19 protein-coding genes and 3 tRNA genes are annotated in these 19,923 nt (G+C 27.5%); 13 read left to right on the forward strand and 9 right to left on the reverse strand.

The genetic code is table 11. The features are described from left to right. Window positions 1-80 precede the first annotated feature (80 nt). Window positions 81-1,103, reverse strand: coding sequence for a UDP-N-acetylmuramate dehydrogenase (gene murB / locus H0H68_RS01340; RefSeq protein ID WP_185853568.1), 1,023 nt, complete (start codon window positions 1,101-1,103; stop codon window positions 81-83). Window positions 1,104-1,190: 87 nt separating this feature from the next. Here murB and H0H68_RS01345 point away from each other — a divergent pair, with 87 nt between their 5' ends. Further along, window positions 1,191-1,460, forward strand: a complete 270-nt coding sequence (locus H0H68_RS01345; RefSeq protein WP_185853569.1) for a YtxH domain-containing protein — start codon at window positions 1,191-1,193, stop codon at window positions 1,458-1,460. Between the two features lie 359 nt (window positions 1,461-1,819). Next, complete coding sequence (gene rlmB, locus H0H68_RS01350) at window positions 1,820-2,581, forward strand: 23S rRNA (guanosine(2251)-2'-O)-methyltransferase RlmB (RefSeq protein ID WP_185853570.1); 762 nt, start codon at window positions 1,820-1,822, stop codon at window positions 2,579-2,581. Here the strand turns inward: rlmB and pheS are convergent. Beyond that, a complete protein-coding gene (gene pheS, locus H0H68_RS01355; protein WP_185853571.1) occupies window positions 2,565-3,548 on the reverse strand; it encodes a phenylalanine--tRNA ligase subunit alpha in 984 nt (327 codons plus the stop codon). The genes rlmB and pheS overlap by 17 nt on opposite strands. Before the next feature lie 2 nt (window positions 3,549-3,550). Further along, window positions 3,551-3,913 carry a hypothetical protein gene (locus H0H68_RS01360; protein ID WP_185853572.1) on the reverse strand — a complete coding sequence of 121 codons (363 nt, stop codon included), beginning with the start codon at window positions 3,911-3,913 and terminating at the stop codon, window positions 3,551-3,553. A gap of 7 nt (window positions 3,914-3,920) precedes the next feature. Here H0H68_RS01360 and H0H68_RS01365 point away from each other — a divergent pair, with 7 nt between their 5' ends. Further along, window positions 3,921-4,433 (forward strand): CvpA family protein, encoded by a 513-nt coding sequence (locus H0H68_RS01365; protein WP_185853573.1) that lies wholly within the window; start codon window positions 3,921-3,923, stop codon window positions 4,431-4,433. Next, window positions 4,430-5,404, forward strand: coding sequence for a LuxE/PaaK family acyltransferase (locus H0H68_RS01370; protein ID WP_185853574.1), 975 nt, complete (start codon window positions 4,430-4,432; stop codon window positions 5,402-5,404). Before H0H68_RS01365 ends, H0H68_RS01370 begins: the two co-directional genes overlap by 4 nt. Before the next feature lie 3 nt (window positions 5,405-5,407). Here the strand turns inward: H0H68_RS01370 and H0H68_RS01375 are convergent, their stop codons facing one another. From H0H68_RS01375 to der, 3 genes are all read right to left on the reverse strand, one after another. Beyond that, on the reverse strand, window positions 5,408-7,705 hold the full coding sequence (locus H0H68_RS01375; RefSeq protein WP_185853624.1) for an inorganic phosphate transporter: 2,298 nt from the start codon (window positions 7,703-7,705) through the stop codon (window positions 5,408-5,410). Window positions 7,706-7,788: 83 nt separating this feature from the next. Further along, the gene (ruvA, locus tag H0H68_RS01380) at window positions 7,789-8,394 is read right to left on the reverse strand and encodes a Holliday junction branch migration protein RuvA (protein ID WP_185853575.1); all 606 of its coding nucleotides are present in this window, start codon (window positions 8,392-8,394) and stop codon (window positions 7,789-7,791) included. Between the two features lie 38 nt (window positions 8,395-8,432). After that, window positions 8,433-9,764 (reverse strand): ribosome biogenesis GTPase Der, encoded by a 1,332-nt coding sequence (der, locus tag H0H68_RS01385; protein ID WP_185853576.1) that lies wholly within the window; start codon window positions 9,762-9,764, stop codon window positions 8,433-8,435. Window positions 9,765-9,850: 86 nt separating this feature from the next. On the opposite strand from der, the gene trmD reads away from it, so the two are divergent. After that, entirely contained in the window at window positions 9,851-10,519 is a 669-nt protein-coding gene (gene trmD, locus H0H68_RS01390; protein ID WP_185853577.1) for a tRNA (guanosine(37)-N1)-methyltransferase TrmD, read from the forward strand. On the opposite strand, the gene argH is transcribed toward trmD, so the two are convergent. Further along, complete coding sequence (gene argH / locus H0H68_RS01395) at window positions 10,497-11,885, reverse strand: argininosuccinate lyase (protein WP_185853578.1); 1,389 nt, start codon at window positions 11,883-11,885, stop codon at window positions 10,497-10,499. The two genes, trmD and argH, sit on opposite strands and share 23 nt — an antisense overlap. A gap of 90 nt (window positions 11,886-11,975) precedes the next feature. On the opposite strand from argH, the gene gyrB reads away from it, so the two are divergent. Genes gyrB through truB form a run of 3 tightly spaced genes read left to right on the forward strand, consistent with a single transcriptional unit; the run spans window position 11,976 to window position 15,486 of the window. After that, complete coding sequence (gyrB, locus tag H0H68_RS01400) at window positions 11,976-13,904, forward strand: DNA topoisomerase (ATP-hydrolyzing) subunit B (protein WP_185853579.1); 1,929 nt, start codon at window positions 11,976-11,978, stop codon at window positions 13,902-13,904. 44 nt (window positions 13,905-13,948) lie between these two features. After that, on the forward strand, window positions 13,949-14,758 hold the full coding sequence (locus H0H68_RS01405) for an undecaprenyl-diphosphate phosphatase (RefSeq protein ID WP_185853580.1): 810 nt from the start codon (window positions 13,949-13,951) through the stop codon (window positions 14,756-14,758). After that, the gene (gene truB, locus H0H68_RS01410) at window positions 14,755-15,486 is read left to right on the forward strand and encodes a tRNA pseudouridine(55) synthase TruB (protein ID WP_185853581.1); all 732 of its coding nucleotides are present in this window, start codon (window positions 14,755-14,757) and stop codon (window positions 15,484-15,486) included. The genes H0H68_RS01405 and truB overlap by 4 nt, the downstream gene beginning before the upstream one ends. Here the strand turns inward: truB and rpsP are convergent. Continuing rightward, a complete protein-coding gene (gene rpsP, locus H0H68_RS01415; protein WP_185853582.1) occupies window positions 15,483-15,821 on the reverse strand; it encodes a 30S ribosomal protein S16 in 339 nt (112 codons plus the stop codon). The genes truB and rpsP overlap by 4 nt on opposite strands. Before the next feature lie 90 nt (window positions 15,822-15,911). Between rpsP and H0H68_RS01420 the strand changes: the two genes are divergently transcribed. The 5 genes from H0H68_RS01420 (at window position 15,912) to H0H68_RS01440 (ending at window position 18,708) form a co-directional block, all read left to right on the forward strand. Beyond that, window positions 15,912-15,982 (forward strand) — tRNA-Gln (locus H0H68_RS01420). Window positions 15,983-15,998: 16 nt separating this feature from the next. Beyond that, window positions 15,999-16,069 (forward strand) — tRNA-Gln (locus H0H68_RS01425). A 54-nt stretch (window positions 16,070-16,123) separates the two neighbouring features. Then, on the forward strand, window positions 16,124-17,530 hold the full coding sequence (locus H0H68_RS01430) for a dicarboxylate/amino acid:cation symporter (protein WP_185853625.1): 1,407 nt from the start codon (window positions 16,124-16,126) through the stop codon (window positions 17,528-17,530). A 7-nt stretch (window positions 17,531-17,537) separates the two neighbouring features. Next, the gene (locus H0H68_RS01435; RefSeq protein WP_185853583.1) at window positions 17,538-18,605 is read left to right on the forward strand and encodes a diphosphomevalonate/mevalonate 3,5-bisphosphate decarboxylase family protein; all 1,068 of its coding nucleotides are present in this window, start codon (window positions 17,538-17,540) and stop codon (window positions 18,603-18,605) included. Window positions 18,606-18,633: 28 nt separating this feature from the next. Further along, window positions 18,634-18,708: transfer RNA gene (locus H0H68_RS01440), tRNA-His, on the forward strand. A gap of 1 nt (window position 18,709) precedes the next feature. On the opposite strand, the gene H0H68_RS01445 is transcribed toward H0H68_RS01440, so the two are convergent. Further along, the gene (locus H0H68_RS01445; protein ID WP_185853584.1) at window positions 18,710-19,900 is read right to left on the reverse strand and encodes a pyridoxal phosphate-dependent aminotransferase; all 1,191 of its coding nucleotides are present in this window, start codon (window positions 19,898-19,900) and stop codon (window positions 18,710-18,712) included. Window positions 19,901-19,923: the final 23 nt, after the last annotated feature.

The following is a 19,923-nucleotide window of genomic DNA, read 5'->3' on the forward strand; positions in this document are numbered from 1 at the left end:
CTCCTTGAAAAAGGGAAATGAAAATAAAAAAAAGGAAAAATTGTTTTATGAATTTTTTTATCATTTGATTCATTTTTTACTTATCGTATAATATTTACTTCTCTTGATAAAGGAATACTAAACTTTTTTTTTATGTCTTTTGTTATTTTTTCTGAAAAATAATATATATCCATACCACTAGCTTTTCCATAATTTACCAAAATTATAGGTTGTTTCTTATATACTCCTACATTTCCAATTTTTTTTCCTTTCCATCCTGTATTTTCAATTAATGAGCTAGCAGATAGTTTGATTTTATCATTAGAAATATCATAACCAATAATAGCGGGATATTTAGATTTTAGTTTTTGAAAATCCAAAATACTTACTATAGGATTTATAAAAAAACTACCAGCATTTCCAATTTTTTTTGGATTTGGAAGTTTACGATGTCTAATATTAAAAATAGCCTTACTTAAATCGTGAATAGTAGGTTCTTTAATATTCATATTTTCTAATTCCTTTTGAATTTCCACATAGTATGTATTCAATTTTTTATATTTCTTTCTTAAAAGAAAAGAAACAGATAAAATTAGAAATTTATTTCTGTAATGAGAATGCTTGAAAAAAGAATAACGATATTTTAGTTGACATTCTTCACGTGTAAATTCTCTTATTTTTTGATGATCTGTTTCATATGCTTGTACTTTTAGTAAAGTATCTTTGACTTCTGCTCCATATGCTCCAATATTTTGAATAGGGGCAGCTCCAACTGTACCAGGAATAAATGATAAATTTTCTAATCCGCTAAATCCTTTTTTTATCGTCCATTTGACAAATTCATTCCAATTTTCACCAGCAAAAGCTTGAACAATGACTTTAGAATCATTTTCCTGTATCACCTTTTTTCCTTTTATCCCCATTTTCATGACTAATCCTGGATAATAATTTTTTAAAAAAAGAATATTACTTCCATTTCCCAAGAAAAGTTTTGGAATGGATGGATAAATGTCAAAAATTTTTTGAATTTCTTCTATACTTTTCACTTCTACAAAATAACGAGCATAAACATTTATTCCAAATGTATTCAATTTTTTGAGAGGAAAATTTTTTTTAATTAACATGTGATAAATATTTCATAAATGCACAAATACAATTTTGTGCGTAAATTGATTAAATTTATCCGTAAAAATATAAAATTGTTATTCTTTATGAAAAGAGGAGGAAGTTTTTTTTGGGGAGTTATTCTAGGAACCATGGCAGGTTTAATAATGGGAATTCTGTTAGCTCCAAAAAAAGAGGAAAAAATAAAAAATATACTAGAAAAAAAAACAGAAGAGTTAAGAGATAATTTGCAGGGAATTAGTAAAAAAATAGGTCGAAAAGTACATCAGATAAAATCCGATTTTGAAGCCAGGTGGAAAAAAAATAAAATAGAGAAAGAAAAAATGGATCAAGTAGAAGATGAATTGGGAACTTAAGAAGTTTTTTATTTTTTTATGTTCATTTTTATTAGAAATTTTATCCATAAGAAATGGTGTATTTTAAAAAATGAAATCGTTAGAATATTGATTTCCATCATATCAGAAATTTTTTTTAATTTTTTTTTGTTAATATTTTGTATTATTATTTTTTTTTTAGGAAGTCTTTCTTTATGTTTTTTTCTTTCCTTTTATTTCGAAAATTATGTGATTGGATTTGGACTTCTAACTATTTTGTATTTTGTTCTTTTCCTTTTTATCTTTTTTTTCTGTAGAAATATTACACGATCTTTTATCAAAAATTTATTAAGCAAATCTATTTTTAGAATTTTTGATAAAAATCAAAAAAATTAAGGTCTATGAATCAATTAAAAATTGTTTATGGAATACATCCATTGATAGAAGCTATTCGATCTAAAAAAACTATTAGTAAGCTCTTTTTACAAAGAGGATTAAAACAAGGATCAAATGCTTATAGAAAATTAATAAGTCTTTCCAAAAAAGAAAATATTACAATTCAAACTGTTCCGAAAGAAAAATTTTATCAACTAAAAAATAAAAATCATCAAGGTGTTTTCGCTATTCTTTCTCCTGTAGAAACTTATCAAATAGAAAATTTGCTTCCTACATTTTATGAAAAAGGGAAAAATCCACTTTTGGTTATTTTAGATCGTATTACAGATGTAAGAAATTTTGGATCTATAATACGTACTGCTGCATGCGCAGGAGCAGATGCTATTATTATTCCAAAAAAATATACAGCAATGATTGGATCTGATTCTATCAAAACTTCTTCAGGTGCTTTATTTAAAGTTCCAATATGTCAAGAAAAAAATATAAAGAATACTATAGAGTTTTTAATGAACTCTGGATTAAAAATTGTTTCCGCTACAGAAAAATCTAATATTCATTGGTACAATATTGATTTTTCAGGTCCAATAGCTTTAATAGTAGGAAATGAAGAAAAAGGAATTTCTCCTAAATATTTAGAAATTTCCTGCGAAAAAGCAAAAATACCAGCAATAAGAGGAATTTCTTCTTTAAATGTATCTGTAGCTTGTGGAGTGATTTTATATGAAGTTTTCCGACAAAGAAAATTTAAGTCTAAAAGTCACTTTTAAATTGTCTTAAAAAACGAATATCATTATCAAAATAAACTCTAATATCTTTCATTTGATAAATCATTAAAGCTAAACGTTCTATCCCTACTCCAAAAGCAAATCCAGAATAAATTTCTGGATCAATCTCTACATTTTTCAAAACTTCTGGGTCTATCATTCCACAACCCATAATTTCTAACCATTCACTATTACAATATATATCTACTTCAGCACTAGGTTCTGTAAATGGAAAAAAAGAAGGACGAAATCTAATTTTTGCTTTTCCAAAAAGAGAAGTTATTAAATAATGAATCGTTTGTTTTAAATCTGAAAAGGAAACTTTTTTATCTATATAAAATCCTTCTGCTTGATGGAACATGAAATTTGAACATGATGAAATGGTTTCATTTCTATACACTTTTCCTACAGATAAAACACGAAAAGGCGGACGATGTCTTTTCATATATCGTATTTGTACAGATGAAGTATGTGTACGTAACAAAATATCTGGACTTTTGCACAAAAAAAATGTATCTTGCATATCTCTAGATGGATGAGAAATCGGAATATTTAAAGCCGTAAAGTTATGCCAATCATCTTCTATTTCAGGCCCATTTACATGAATAAATCCAATTTTTAGAAAAATATCTATCATTCTATTTTTTATCATAGACAGGGGATGTATAGATCCTATTTCTATAGACTTTCCAGGTATAGTAGGATCGTACTTAAGTATTTTTTCATTTTGAATGTTATTTTTGAATTTGTAGAGAAAAATTTTTTCTTGAACTTCTTTTTTTAATTCATTAATAATTTTTCCATAAATTTTTCTTTTATGGATGGATATTTTTTTTAATTCTTTGAATAAGATTGTTATGATTCCTCTTTTTTTTCCTAAAAATTTAATTCGAAATGTTTCTAAATCATCAAATGTTTTCATATGAAAACATTTGATTTCTTCTTTGATTTGATTTATTTTTTTATTCATATTTATTCAATAATATTTTCTTCACTCATATAACGAATGATAGCTTTTTTAATTAAAAACAATTGTTCTTCCTGATTAAAAGGAATCTTTGTTTTCAATACATAATGTGGCCATCCTTCCTTATCTCTTCCAAGAAACGAATAATAACCAAAAGGTTCTAGGATTCTACATATTGCGATGTGTAAAATATTGATTTTATCTTCTTTATTTAAAAATCTATTTTTACCTTTGCCTAACTCTTGAATTCCTATTAAGTAAATAATTCCAATGATATCAATTTTTCCTTCTATGGAAAAATGATTTTGTATATATAACATTACTTTATTCCAATTAATATGAAATTGTTGAATAAATTTTTTTTTCATTTTACTTATGTTAGTATCAGATATAATTATTATAATTTTAGTTTTATATGGGGGATATCATGGTTATCAAAAAGGTTTAATCTCTCAATTTTTTGTATTCATGATATTTCTAATTCTTATTTATAAAGGAATCTATGTATTTGATTTAGTCAAAAAAGTCAATGTAGTGAGTAGAAAATCCTATTTTTTTGTAATTTCTTCTCTAATTTTTTCTTTTCTTTCTATAATTTTTTTAGCTTTTTTAGCTAAAAAAATTATAGAATTTATTATGATGATTACATGGATAAAACCTGTGGACAGATTGTGTGGTGGAATATTAGGCATGATTAAATATTTTTTTTATATTTCAATATGTCTTTTTTTTCTAAAAGAAGCAAATCAAAAAGTAGATATAATTCCTTATAGTTTTTTTCAAAATTCTTTTGAAAAAGAATTTCAATTCCTTTTCTCTAAAAAAGGATATTTATTTAATAAATTGAAAGAATTATATTTTTATTTTCAAATTTTATTTTTAAAATGAACTTTAAAAAGAAGATTTTTTCGGTATTATCGAAAAAGGAATTTGAAAATTTAACATTGGATATATTTCATTATCAAATTGCAAATAACAAAATTTATAAAAACTATCTTCAATCATTAAAAATAGATCCACTGGAAATCAAAAATATTTCTGAAATTCCTTTTTTACCTATTTCTTTTTTTAAAACACATTGTATTTGGAGCAGTCAAACGAGTATTCCAGATGTTATTTTCACTAGTAGCGGAACGACAGGAATAAAAAGTAAACATTATGTAGCTGATTTAAGTGTTTATATTAACAGTATTAGAAAAGGATTTGAATTCTTTTATGGTCCAATAGAAAAATTTCAATTTTTAGGATTTTTTCCTACTGATAGAAAGGATTCTTCTTTAATTTATATGGTAAAATATTTGATCCAAGAAACCATTCAAAATGGAAGTGATTTTGTTTTTTCCTATTCCAATTACAAGGAGAAAAATTTGATTATACCTGATCAAAAAAATGTTTTAATTTTTGGACTTAGTTTTTCTTTATTAGATTTTATAGAAAATATGGGAAAAAATGGATATAAAGAAAACGTGATTATTATGGAGACAGGAGGAATGAAAGGAAAAAGAAAAGAAATCATTAGAGAAGAATTACACAATATTTTAAAAAAATTTTTTTGTGTAAAGGAAATTCACTCTGAATATGGAATGACAGAATTGCTTTCTCAAGCATATGCAAAAAAAAACGGTGTATTTCGATGTCCTCCCTGGATGAAAATATATATCAGAGATCCGGAAGATCCTTTTATTCATATAGATAACAATAAAATAGGAGGTATTGATATTATAGATTTATCGAATTACTTATCTTGTCCTTTTATTTCTACCGAAGATTTAGGAAAAAAAATAAATGACTATGAATTTGAAGTATTAGGAAGAATGGATTTTTCAGACATACGAGGATGCAACATCATGACTATTTGATTTTTAGAAAGCTAGAAAAGATGCGTCTTGTTTTGAGGAGATGTGGGATAAAATATTGTGATACAATAGAATGATATCTTTTATATTTTCTGTTATTTTTTTTGATTGCAAAAGAAGATCCAACATTAAGAAAGTGTTTTTTGTTCCATATTTTTTATAAATAATTCCCATGACCTGTTGATTCATTTGTTCCTCTATTTTTTTTAGAATTTGATTTTGGATTGGACAAGGAAATTGGATTTGTTTACAATTTCTATCTATTGTTATTTTTTTTATGATGTTAAAATGTTCAATCATAAGATTTTCAAGTTTTAACAAATTTTTCTTTTGTTGATATTTTAAAGGTTTATGGCTATTTATAACATGAAATAATGTATGATTAGTAATAATATCTGAGGATTCAATAATCTCTTTAGTTTTGTTGTATATATGTAGATAAAGAATTCCAGCAATAGGTTCACTGTTTTTCGTTTTTAGAATCACTTGAATTAAAGAATTTTGTATACTTGTAAAATTTTCTTTTACTTTTAAAAAAGAATTTCTACTAGATTGAAGAGTTTTTAAATTTTCTTGAGTAATTCCTTCTATACTATTTTTATAAATTTCCTCTATATATTCAAGTATAGGTTTAAGAATATCAAAGGTTTTGTTTAAGGTGGTTTCCAAAGTAAGATTTACTATAGTATCAAAAAGCGGTTTTTCTTCTTTTATTTTTTTATGATATTTTTTATAACTTTTGTAAAAAACAAATACAATTAAAAAAATAAGAGAGCATAAAGCCCATGCTTTAAAAAAATATAAAAAGGCAGCCGTTACTCCTGCCATTGTGAAGGCTATTAAGCCTGTTAAAAACCATCCTCTTATAACTTTTAACACTCCTGAAACTCTATAAACAGCACTTTCTCGGTCCCAAGCTCTATCTGAAAGAGAAGTCCCCATAGATACCATAAAAGTAACGAAAGTAGTAGATAGTGGTAATTTTTGAACCGTAGCTATAGATATCAATATGCTAGATATAGTTAAATTAGCAGAAGCTCTAACTAGGTCAAAAGCGACGCTTTCTTCTTTTTGTGTTTTTTTTTGTTTAAAATTTTTTTCTATTTTAACCAAAAGTCTTTTCGGAAAGAATTCAAAAAAATAATTAACGAAACATAAAAAAAATCTAACAATTCCTCTAGAAAAAGAATTGGATAAAAATTTCTCTGGGCCTTCATTTTGTCTACTTAAATTAATCTCTGTGCTAGTGATGTTTTTTGTTTTTTTAGAGAACCAAAGAGTCAATATCATAATCATTCCTGCAAAAATCAAAACCAAAGATGGAACCTGTACATTTCCAGATAAGCTTTTCATATTGAATTTTTCAGCAGGAGGACTTCCCGCTTCTTTCCATATATTATAAGACTGTATTCCAGCTATAGGGATTCCGATAAAGTTGACTAAATCATTTCCTGCAAAAGCCATAGCCAAAGAAAAAGTCCCATATAATACGACAAATTTTAATATGTTGTATCCTAAAGAAACAAATATTTTTGCGACTATTATCCATGTTGAAAATAATATGAGCAAAAAAACAAAAAAATTATGGTGAATCCATTTTATAAAATGTTGAATGAATAAGGAAAATCCTGTTAAATTATCATTCATAAACCCTTGTAATGTACTATGCAATCCTCTGACAATAAGAAAATAAGTCATACTGCTCAATGAAATAGCAGTCCATATCACTCCTGCATATTTTAATTTACTTTCATATTCAAAACTAAATAAAGAACGAATAAAATAGTGAATGAAAGCTCCAGAAGTAAAAGAAATTATAATAGATAAAAAAATACCTATACTAATAGTTAATGTTTTTTCTGCTTTAATGTATAGAGTTAAATGATGAAAGGGCTCATTATTTAATGGAGAACTCATTTTAATCATAGCTATACTGAAAGCTCCACCTAATAAACAAAAAACCATAGATACTGTAGTGGAAGTGGGTAATCCTAAAGTGTTAAAAACATCCAATAAAATAATGTCGGATATCATAACCGCTAAGAAAATAAAAATAATATCTGAAAAATAAAAATAGGAAGGATCAAAAACTCCTTTTCTTGCTACTTCCATCATTCCGCTAGATAAAAAAGCTCCTAATAAAATACCTAAGCTAGCAAAAATCATGATAGTTTTACGAGAAGCTACTTTAGATCCAATAGCGGAATTGAGAAAATTAACGGCATCATTAATTAAACCAACAATCAAATCAAATATGGATAATAAAAAAAGAACCACTATAATTGATGAATAAAAAAATTTCATAATAAGAGGTATTATTGAATTCACAAAAAAACAAAAGTATATTATTTTTCAGGTTTTATAAATCGGAAATCATAAAAATGATTTTACAATTTTTTCAAAGATTCTTTAATGAGATTTTCTACAGAAAATTCTGGATGTTCATTCAAAATCTCATCCAAAACCTTTTTAGATTCTTGAGGAGAAAATCCAAGTCTGCTCAAAGCGCTTAAAGCTTCTCTTTTGATTAAATAAGGTGTAGTATTTTCCAAAAATTTTACGTTTTTTTCTTTTTTATAAAAAATTTCTTTAGTAAATTTATCTTTTAGTTCAATAATAATTCTTTGAGCTGTTTTTGTCCCAATTCCTTTTACTTTGTTAAATACTTTTATATCTTCTTTAGATATAGATTCTTTGATTTCATATGGAGTAAGAGAAGATAGTAACATGATAGCAGAACTTGGCCCTATTCCATTCACGGATATCAAATAAGAAAATATTTCTCTTTCTATTTTGTCAGAAAAACCATACAAAACATGTTGATTCTCTTTGATAAAAAGATAAGTATGTATACATATATCTTTTCCTTCTTCTTCTAACAAAGAAGAATAGGTATATGATGAGATATGAATATGATATCCTACTCCATGACAATCTATTATTAAATAAGATTGATTTTTTTCTATTAACTTTCCTCTTAAATGTGTTATCACAGTATTATCAAAAAAAATAGATAATAAATCCTAAAAAATTATTTTTTTCTAAAGAAAATTTGTATGGGGACTCCTCTAAAATCAAAGTGATAACGAATTTGATTTTCAACAAATCTTTTATAAGATTCTTTTATGTATTGAGGAAAATTAGAAAAAAAAATAAATATTGGCGTGCATGAGGGCAGCTGAGTACAATATTTGATAGTTATTAATTTCTTTTTTTTCTTAGAAGGAGGAGGGTTTTTTTTCAAAATTGGTAACATAATTTTATTTAAAATATTCGTTTTTAATCTGTTTTTACGGGATTTTAAAATCTGATCAGCTATGGGAATAATATGATGAATTCCATCTTTATTTTTAGCAGATATAAAAAGAATGGGAACATTATCAAATGGAGATATTTTTTTTCGAATCAAAAATTCATAATTTTTTTGCATAGAATAATTTTTATTATGAAACAAATCCCATTTATTAATAAGAATTATAATCCCTTTATGATATTTTTTCACTAATTTAAAAATGTTCATATCCTGTTTTTCCCATCCACTAGATGCATCTACCATTAAAAGACAAACATCAGTGTATTCTATCGTTTTTACCGTTCTTATAGAAGAATAAAATTCAATGTTTTCTCTTATTTTTGATTTTTTTCTTACTCCAGGAGTATCAACTAAAATACATTCATATCCCCATTTTTTGTAGAAAACATCTAGACTATCTCTAGTCGTTCCAGAAATGTTAGTTACAATATGATGATTTTTATCTAAAAAAGAGTTAATCAAAGTAGATTTTCCAACATTTGGACGTCCTACAACAGAAAAACGAGGAAGAAATTCTTTTTCTGCGATTTTTTCTTTTATTTTAACGAATTTTTCTTTGAATATTTCTACTAATTTATCTAGTAATTCTCCCGTTCCACTTCCATTTATAGCTGAGATGTAGTAATAATTTACAAATCCTAAACGAAAAAAATCTGTATCAGAATATATGATTTTTCCGTTGTCTACTTTATTTACTACTAATAAAGTAATTTTATGACATTTTCTGAGTATTTTAGCTATTTCTTTATCCGCGTAGAATATTCCCATGATATCTACCAAAAACAAAATCACATCTGCTTCTTTGATAGCCATGAAAATTTGATTTTTTATTTCTTTTTCAAGTACATTATTTTCTGAAATCGTAAAACTAAAACCACCTGTATCCACCACAGAGAATTTGACTCCATTCCATTCTGAATTTCCAAAAATACGATCTCTTGTGACTCCACTTGTCATATGAACAATAGCTTGTTTTCTTCCTACAAGACGATTAAACAAAGTAGATTTTCCAACATTTGGACGTCCTACTATAGATACGATATAATTCATTTTTATAAATTATTAACAAAGGTAGAATTTTTTCATTAGTTTCATTCCTAGATTCTTAGTCAAAGTGTATATTACTAAGAAAAATAATGCGTATAGATATTGTTAGCGTAATTCCTGAAATTCTTCATAGTCCTTTTTCCAATTCTCTTATTAAAAAAGCAATCAATAAAGGATTGATTGATATTTATGTTCATGATTTACGTCAATATGGTTTAGGGAAGCGTAAAAAAGTGGACGATTATCCTTATGGAGGTGGATCCGGAATGGTTATTAGAATAGAGCCTGTATATCAATGTTTTTCAAAATTGTTATCAGAACGAAATTATGATAAAAAAATTTTTATGACTCCTGATGGAAAGTTATTTTCACAAAAATATGCAAAAACTCTAACTGATAAAAAAAATATCATCATTCTTTGTGGACGTTACAAAGGAATTGATCAGAGAATTAGAGATCACTTGATATCCGAAGAAATATCTATTGGAAACTACGTTTTATCTGGAGGAGAACTAGCAGCTGCTGTTGTAGTAGAATCTGTAGTTCGATTATTACCTGGTGTCATACAAAACCAAGATTCCATTCTTACGGATTCTTTTCAAAAAGAATCTTTATTAATAGCTCCTCCCATTTATACTCGTCCAGTTGTTTATAAAGGATGGGCTGTACCAGAAATTCTTTTATCTGGACATCATAAAAAAATCAAAGACTGGTTTTATCAAAAATCCATGCAACTTAAACGAAAATTGGATTCGTAGAGGATCCTTCAAAAGAAATTTTGCTATAAATTAAACGTTTTATAACTTTGTCAAGTTGATCAAAATCAAATTCTTTGATCACATCTTGCATCAAATTTCTAATTTTTTCATTACATAAATTGCCTATGCTCCCTTCATGAGAATAAAAATTATTTATCAAGGGTTTAAAACATCCATTTTGGATATCTAAACCTACTTTTTGATAAGCTTTTCTAAAAGAATATCCTTCTTCAACAACCAGTTTGTTAACAACTTCTACACTGAACAAGTATTTATACTTCTCTTCCTTAAGAATGTCCTTTCTCACTATAATATGATTCAACATATACTTAAACATAGAAAAACATTTTTTTATTTCTTCAAAAAGAGGAAAAAATCTTTCTTTAATAATTTGAAAATCTCTATGATATCCAGAGCAAAAATTAGAAGTAATCAAAGAAATTTCATTAGGTAATGAAGTAATTCTATTACATTTAGCTCGTATCATCTCAAAAACATCTGGATTTTTCTTATGAGGCATTATGCTAGATCCGGTAGTCAGATGATCAGGAAAACTAATGAAATTGAAATTTTGACTTAAATATAAGCAAATATCTTGTGCCATTTTACTTAAAGTTCTTGCTAAAGAAGCAATAGATTCTGAAACTATTCTTTCCATTTTACCACGTCCCATTTGAGCATATATTACATTGTAATTTAAATTTTCAAATCCCAATAAATCCGTTGTTATTTTTCGATTTAAAGGGAAAGAAGATCCATAACCTGCAGCAGATCCTAAAGGGTTTTTGTTAACAATACGATATGCTGTGCGAATTAATAGCAAATCATCTATTAAACTTTCTGCATATGCAGCAAACCAAAGTCCAAAAGAAGAAGGCATAGCTATTTGATAATGAGTATAACCAGGCATTAATGTATTTTTATGTTGTTCACTTAATTTTAATAACAAATCAAAAAAAGAATAAGTAATCAAAACTATTTCTTTGATTTCTGTGCGAACAAAAAGTTTCAAATCTACCAATATTTGATCATTTCTGGATCTACCACTATGTATTTTTTGACCTACTTCTCCTAAACGATTTGTTAACAAAAACTCTATTTGAGAATGAATATCTTCTATTCCTTCATCTATTCTAAAATTATTCTTTAATATTTCGTGAATATAAATGTAACGCAACTCCTTAATCAAAATTATTAAATCTTTTTGATTTAATAATCCAATACTTTTTAACATAATGATATGAGCTATAGTTCCTATAACATCATGCGGGGCTAAAAGTAAATCTATTTGAGAATCCTTCCCTGATGTAAAATTTTCTATTTCTTTATCAAAACTAAAATTAGTCTTTTTCTCCCAAATTTTCACGCAAAAACATTTTTATTCTATCTTTGATCGAAGATAAAACTATAAATTTTTATGGAAATAATAAAAATTTCTAAATAAAATTCATGGATTATGAGTAAACAAAATACTATAAAAAATTATACAGCAGATAGTATTCAATCTCTTGAGGGAATAGAACATATTCGACTCAGACCTTCTATGTATATTGGAGATGTAGGAATTAGAGGGTTGCATCATTTAGTCTACGAAGTGATAGATAATTCTGTCGATGAAGCCTTAGCAGATTTTTGCAATAAAATATGGGTGACAATTCACAAAAATGAATTTATTACCGTACTTGACAATGGTCGTGGAATTCCAATAGACATTCATAAAAAAGAAGGAAAATCTGCTCTTGAAGTAGTTATGACTAAAATTGGTGCAGGTGGTAAATTTGATAAAAATTCTTATAAAGTTTCGGGAGGATTACACGGGGTAGGAATTTCCTGTGTAAATGCTCTATCTAAAAAACTTATAGTCACAATTTATCGTAACGGAAAAATTTATCAACAAGAGTATTTAAAAGGAAAAGCCCTTTATCCTGTAAAATGTTTAGGAAAAACCAATATGCAAGGAACAAAAATTCATTATCTTGCTGATCATTCTATTTTTAATTCCATTACATATAATTATGAAATTTTAGCCAATCGATTGAAAGAATTAGCTTTTTTAAATAAAGGACTGCACTTATTTTTAAAAGATGAAAGAAAGAACATCAAAGAATATTTTTTTTCTAAAAATGGATTAAAAGAATATCTTTCTATTTTAGATAAAAATCAGGAATCTTTAACAAAAAATGTTATTTTTATTGAAGGTGAAAAAGACAATACAATTGTAGAAGTTGCAATGCAATACAATACTTCTTTTAAAGAAAAAATTTATTCTTATGTTAACAATATCAATACTTATGAAGGAGGAACTCATCTTTCTGGATTTCGAAGAGCACTAACAAGAACGTTAAAAAAATATGCGGAAGGATATGGAATTTTATCCAATAAAGATAAAGTCGAGTTGACTGGAGATGATTTTAGGGAAGGAATTACAGCTATTATATCTGTAAGAGTAATGGAACCTCAATTTGAAGGACAAACCAAGACTAAATTAAGCAATCACGAAGTGGGAGGAATTGTAGATAAAATTGTAGGAGAAATGTTGAATAGTTATTTAGAAGAACACCCTAGTGATAGAAAAAAAATTATTGATAAAGTCATTTTAGCAGCTAAAGCACGTCAAGCCGCTAAAAAAGCTCGTGAATTAATACAAAAAAAAAATCCCATCAATAATAGTATTTTACCTGGAAAATTAGCAGATTGTTCTTTCAATAATCCAGAAAATTGTGAAATTTATTTGGTTGAAGGAGATTCTGCTGGTGGAACAGCTAAACAAGGTAGAGATAGAAATTTTCAAGCTATTTTACCTTTACGAGGTAAAATATTAAATGTTGAAAAAGCTATGCAGTATAAAATATTTGAAAATGAGGAAATAAAAAATATATTTACTTCTTTAGGAGTCTCTATTGGAACAGAAGAAGATCAAGAAATTTTAAATGTCAAAAAACTGAGATACAATAAAATTATTATTATGACAGATGCGGACATAGATGGAAGTCATATTTCTACTTTGATTTTAACATTGTTCTTTCGTTATATGAAACCATTAATAGAAAAAGGACACATTTATATTGCAACACCTCCACTTTATTTAATCCGAAAAGGAAATCATTATCAATATGCTTGGAGTGATCAAGAAAGAGAAAATATACTCAATCAATTAGGAGGAAGAAAATCTGTTAATATACAACGTTACAAAGGATTAGGAGAGATGAATGCGGAACAACTTTGGGAAACGACTATGAACCCCAAGAAGAGAACTCTACGCAAAGTCAATATAGAAAATCATTCGGAAGCAGACAATATATTCTCCATTCTTATGGGAGATGAAGTTCCACCACGTAGAAATTTCATAGAAAAAAATGCAATACATGCAAAAATTGATGTATAGTATTCTAGTTTTATCCAATTCAACAAAATACATCACATTCCATCATGAATTATATTCAATCAATCCTATTAGGGATTATTGAAGGAATTACAGAGTTTTTACCTATTTCTTCTACAGGACATATGATCCTTGCAGCTTCTATTATGGGAATACTAGAAGATAAAATAACAAATTTATTTCTTGTATCTGTTCAGCTTGGAGCAGTTTTATCAGTAGTTTTTTTGTATAGAAACAAATTTTTTTTTCAAAAATGGGATTTTTACCTAAAAATTTTTGTAGCTAGTTTTCCTGTAGGGATTTTGGGTTTTTTTTCTTCCAAAAAAACAAATTTTTTATTAGTAGATCCACTGATTGTAGCTCTATCTCTTTTTATAGGTGGATTAGTCATTTTGAAAGCAGAAAATTTTTATGAAAAAAATTACCCTAATAAAAGGAATAGAATTACTTATTTCAAAGCTTTTATTATTGGTTTATTTCAATGTATGGCTTTGATCCCAGGAGTATCTAGAAGTGCAACTACCATTGTTTCTTGTATGCTACAAAATGTCAATAGAAGAAAAGCTATTGAATTCTCTTTCTTTTTATCTGTGCCTGTTATTGGAATTGCTACATGTAAAAAATTATTTGATTATTATTTTCAATTAAATTCTTTTACATTTACATTTACATTTAAAGAGATAAAATTATTATTTTTAGGAAACATAGTAGCTTTCATAACTGGAATTATAGTTCTCAAATATTTTATGAAATATTTGAAAAAAAATAATTTCAAATTATTTGGATACTATCGAATCATTTTAGGTATTTTTTTTCTTGTTATACATTATTTGATTAAACCGCTTGGTAAATTTTGATCAAAGATTTATTAGAATTTCAAAATGGAAAAATGTTATTAATAGATAAACCGTGGGGATGGACTTCTTTTGAAATTGTGAAAAAAATTAAAAATTCTATTCTCATGGATACTCCTACAACAAAAAAAGGAAATTTAAAAATAGGACACGCGGGAACTTTAGATCCTCTTGCCACAGGTTTACTAATTGTTCTAACAGGAAAATATACTAAAAAAGTAGATGAGATTCAAAATTATAAAAAAACTTATACAGGAATTATAAAATTAGGCTGTGAAACTTTATCTTTTGATTCAGAAACAGAAGAATATAATTTTTCTTCCATTTCACACATCACTCCTCAACTTATTAGAAAAACATCGCAAAAATTTATAGGAGAAATAGATCAATATCCTCCCTCTTTTTCGGCCTTAAAAAGAAAAGGGAAAAGATTCTATGAGTATGCTAGAAAAGGAGAAAAAATAATAATAAATTCAATGAAATCGAGACGTGTTAATATTTATCAATTTCATATTCTAAAGATAGGAATTCCCTACATAAAATTTTTTATAGAATGTGGAAAAGGAACTTATATTAGATCTATTGCTCAAGATTTTGGAAAAGAACTCAGAAGCGTAGCTTATCTACTTTCTTTAAGAAGAGAACGTATAGGTAATTTTTCTATAAAAAATAGTTCTTATGATTTAGATCTTTCAGAAAAATTAGAATTTCCATGTTACTTATTAAATTAAATTTTATATTTTTTGTACCATCCATGAAATCTTTTGTGGCATTCTTCATCAGTTAAAACTCCTTTTTTAACTCCTTCTAATAAATGTTTTTTGAGTAATACACCGTTTTGAGAAAAAATGGATCTAACCGTGTTAGTAGGTTGTGCTCCTTTCATTAACCATGAAACAGCATTTTCCATTTTCAATACAGTTGAAGGAGGATCCGTATGAGGATTATAAGTTCCTAGTTTTTCAATAAATTTACCATCTCGTGGAGAACGAGAATCAGCTACAACTATATGATAAATAGGTTTATGCTTTTTTCCTATTCTTTTTAAACGTATTTTCACAGACATATATTTGATGGATTTAAATAATAACCAAAAAACCTCAATTTAGGCATAATTATAATGTTTTTGAAAAAAAAATGGTATATATTTACACATAGACCCGTTGTGTAACGGTAGCACAGCAGATTTTGGTTCTGTAAGTTGGGGTTCGAGTCCCTACGGGTCTGTTACCGTTTTACACATAGACCCGTTGTGTAACGGTAGCACAGCAGATTTTGGTTCTGTAAGTTAGGGTTCGAGTCCCTACGGGACTGTTACCGTCCGTATAGTTTTTAATTGGATTTTTGAGATATGTTGAATTTTACAAAATGAGTATTGGAATGAAAGTAAAAAAAGAAAAAGTTTTATTAATAGCTTTTTTAAGTGTTTTAGCATATGTATTGATCCATTTGTCAAAATCTTTTTTAGGATTGGATAAGTTGTCTCTTTGCATGCTAAGATGCTTCGTCATATCTCTTTTCATATTGTATGCCTTTCTGAAAAAAGATTTAACTACTTGGATCTTATTATCCATTATCATAGGAATAGAAATAGGATTAGATCTACCAAAAATCGCTGTAGAACTAAGATTTTTATCTCAAATATTTTTGAGATTGATAAAAACTATTATTGCTCCAATATTATTCTCAACTTTAGTAGTTGGAATAGCTAGTCATTCTAATATTAAACAATTAGGCAGTATGGGATGGAAGTCCCTACTATATTTTGAAGTTGTAACAACTTTAGCTTTATTCATTGGTCTTATTGCTATTAATGTCTCTCAAGCTGGAGTAGGTATTGTGATGCCTTCGGGAATCACAGAACAACAATTGCCAAAAGTAGAAAGTAGAACTTGGCAAAACACTATTCTTCATGTATTCCCAGAAAATTTTATCAAATCTATATATCACGGAGACGTATTGCCTATAGTGGTATTTTCTGTTATTTTCGGAATTTCCATGGTTTTTCTGGAAGAGAAAAAACGAACCCCTCTATTACTATTTGCAGAGAGTCTTTCAGAAATCATGTTTAAATTTACTAAAATTATCATGTATTTTGCTCCTATAGGAGTAGGATCCGCTATAGCTTATACAGTAGGACATATGGGGTTGGATATTTTATATAATTTATTTCAGTTATTGTTGACTCTTTATATTGCTTTACTTATCTTTTTGATAGTTGTTTTACTTCCTATTCTTTTATGGATTAAAGTTCCTTTAAAAAGTTTCATTAAAGCATTAACTGAACCTGTCTCACTTGCATTTGCTACTACAAGTTCTGAATCAGCCTTACCTCTACTTATGGAAAATTTAGAGAAATTAGGCGTTCCCAGAAAAATTATTGCTTTTGTGATTCCTACAGGTTATAGCTTCAATTTGGATGGGACTACTTTATATTTATCTTTAGCTACTGTTTTTGTAGCACAAGCATCTGGTATTCCTTTGAGTTTTAGTCAACAGATATTCATAGGTTTGACTTTAATTTTAACTAGCAAAGGAGTAGCAGGAGTACCTAGAGCATCTTTAGTTATTCTTTTAGCGACTGTTGCTTCTTTTGGATTACCTACTTGGCCTATATTAGCTATTATAGGAATAGATGAATTAATGGACATGGCTCGCACGACCGTAAATGTGATAGGAAATGGATTAGCTAGTTGTGTAATAGCTCGTTCTGAGGGGGAATTGGACGATAAAAAAATGTTAGATTATATCAATCAAAGTGAAAATGATTTGTAATTAAATTTTGAAAAGAAACTGTTTTTTTTATAGGAAAAAAAAATATTCTATAGGCCAAAATGGAGTAGTCACAAGAAAAAGTCATTCTAATATTGCTTTAATTAAATATTGGGGAAAGCATAAGAATAAAATTCAAATTCCGTTGAATTCGTCTATTAGTTATTCACTGGGAGGAGTTTACACGGTAACACGATTAATTTATTATCTGAGAGAGAAAAAAAAAAGAAATTTATCCATAAAAGTTTTTCTGTCTGGAAAAGAAAAAACTAGTTTTATTCCAAAGATTTTGGAATTTTTTCATAGAATCTCATTTTATTGTTCTTATTTACGAGATTTTAATTTTATTATCAAAACCTATAATACTTTTCCACATAGTAGTGGAATAGCTTCTTCTGCTTCTTCTATGAGTGCTTTAGCATTATGTATTATGGAAATAGAAAAAAAATTAGTTTCTTCTTTAAAAGAAGATTTTTTTTTAAAAAAAGCTTCTTTTTTAGCTAGATTAGGTTCCGGAAGTGCTTGCAGATCTATTTATCCTGGACTTGTTGTCTGGGGATGTCATCAATCCATAAAAGGGAGTAATGATCTTTATGCTATTCCATATCCATATAAAGTCCACTCCATTTTTACGAAAATGGTAAATACTATTTTAATAATAGATGAAGAACCTAAAAAGATTTTGAGTTCAAAAGGGCATCAGTTAATGAATAATCATCCTTATGCTAGAGAAAGACTTAAATGTGCTAATAAAAATATGGATCGGCTTATCTCCATATTAAAAATAGGAGATTTTCAAGAATTTGGAGAATTGATAGAGCATGAAGCTTTGACTCTTCATGCCATGATCATGACATCTCGTCCCTATTTTTTATGGATGAAACCAAATACTCTGAACGTTCTTTATACTGTATGGGATTTTAGAATACAAAGCAAGAAAAATATCTATTTTACATTAGATGCAGGTGCAAATGTTCATCTTTTATACCCTATTCAAGAAAAAAAAATCATCCTAAAATGGATATATAGCGATCTTTTTTCTTATTGTAAAAAAATTATAGAAAGTTTTTGTTATTAGTTATATTTGTGGGGATTTATATTATATGGTGGACGTAGCTCAGTTGGTTTAGAGCATCAGATTGTGGTTCTGAGGGTCGCCGGTTCGAATCCGGTCGTCCACCTTTAATTTAATGCCTTTTTTATTCTTGTGAAAGCTTCTATAATTTTATCTTCTGATGAAGCGTAAGAGATACGCAAATATTCATGATCACCAAAAGCACTCCCACTCACGGTAGCTACTTGAGCTTTTTCAAGTAATAATTCAGAAAAATCATCCGCATTTTGAATAACTTTACCATATAATTTTTTTCCAAAAAAATCTGAAACTTTTGGAAAAATATAAAAAGCTCCATTTGGTTTATTAAATTGAAAACCATCAATTTCTTTGATCAGATTCAAAACTAAGTTTCTTCTTTTTTTAAACTCTTTGATCATATATCCTATTTCACTTGGATCGGCTTTTAATGCAGAAATAGCTGCTCTCTGTGCAATAGAATTAGCACAAGAAGTCATTTGCCCCTGTATCTTATCACAAGATTGAGCAATCCATTCTGGAGCTCCAATATATCCAATTCTCCAACCCGTCATTGAAAAAGCCTTAGAAAGTCCATTTAGAGTGATAACTTGATTATAAATATCAGGAAATACAGCAATACTAGTAGCATGTTTGTCAGAATAACAAATATGTTCATAAATCTCATCAGAAAGAATCATGATTCTTGGATGTTTTTTAAAAATTTCTGCTAAATCTCTTAATTCTTGATAAGAATAAACACTTCCTGTAGGATTACAAGGAGTACTGAAAATAAATAATTTAGTTTTAGAGGTTATTACTTTTTCTAACTGTTTTGGATGAATTTTAAAATTGTTTTTCATGGTTGTTTGGACGACAACAGGATAAGATTCACATAATTTTACCATTTGTAAATAACTTACCCAATAAGGAGCGGGGATAATGACTTCATCATTTTGATTCAGCAAAGATAAAAGAACATTCATGATAGCTTGTTTTGCTCCAGTAGAAACTACAATTTGAGAAGGAGTATATTTTAAATGATTATCACGGTAGAATTTTTCGCATATTACTTTTCTAAGTTCTAAATATCCGGAAACAGGAGTATAATAATGATAACCTTCATCGATCGCTTGTTTAGCAGCATCTAAAACGAAATTAGGAGGTAAAAAGTCTGGTTCTCCCAAACTTAAGTTGATAATGTCATAGCCTTTGTTTTTTAATTCTCTAGCTTTAGCTGACATAGCTATGGTTTGCGAATAAGATATATTTTGCAAACGATGAGACAATCTATTTTTCATAGATATTCGAATTTGAAATGATT

This window comes from Blattabacterium cuenoti, assembly GCF_014251555.1.
In the GTDB taxonomy this organism is placed as follows: domain Bacteria; phylum Bacteroidota; class Bacteroidia; order Flavobacteriales; family Blattabacteriaceae; genus Blattabacterium; species Blattabacterium cuenoti_P.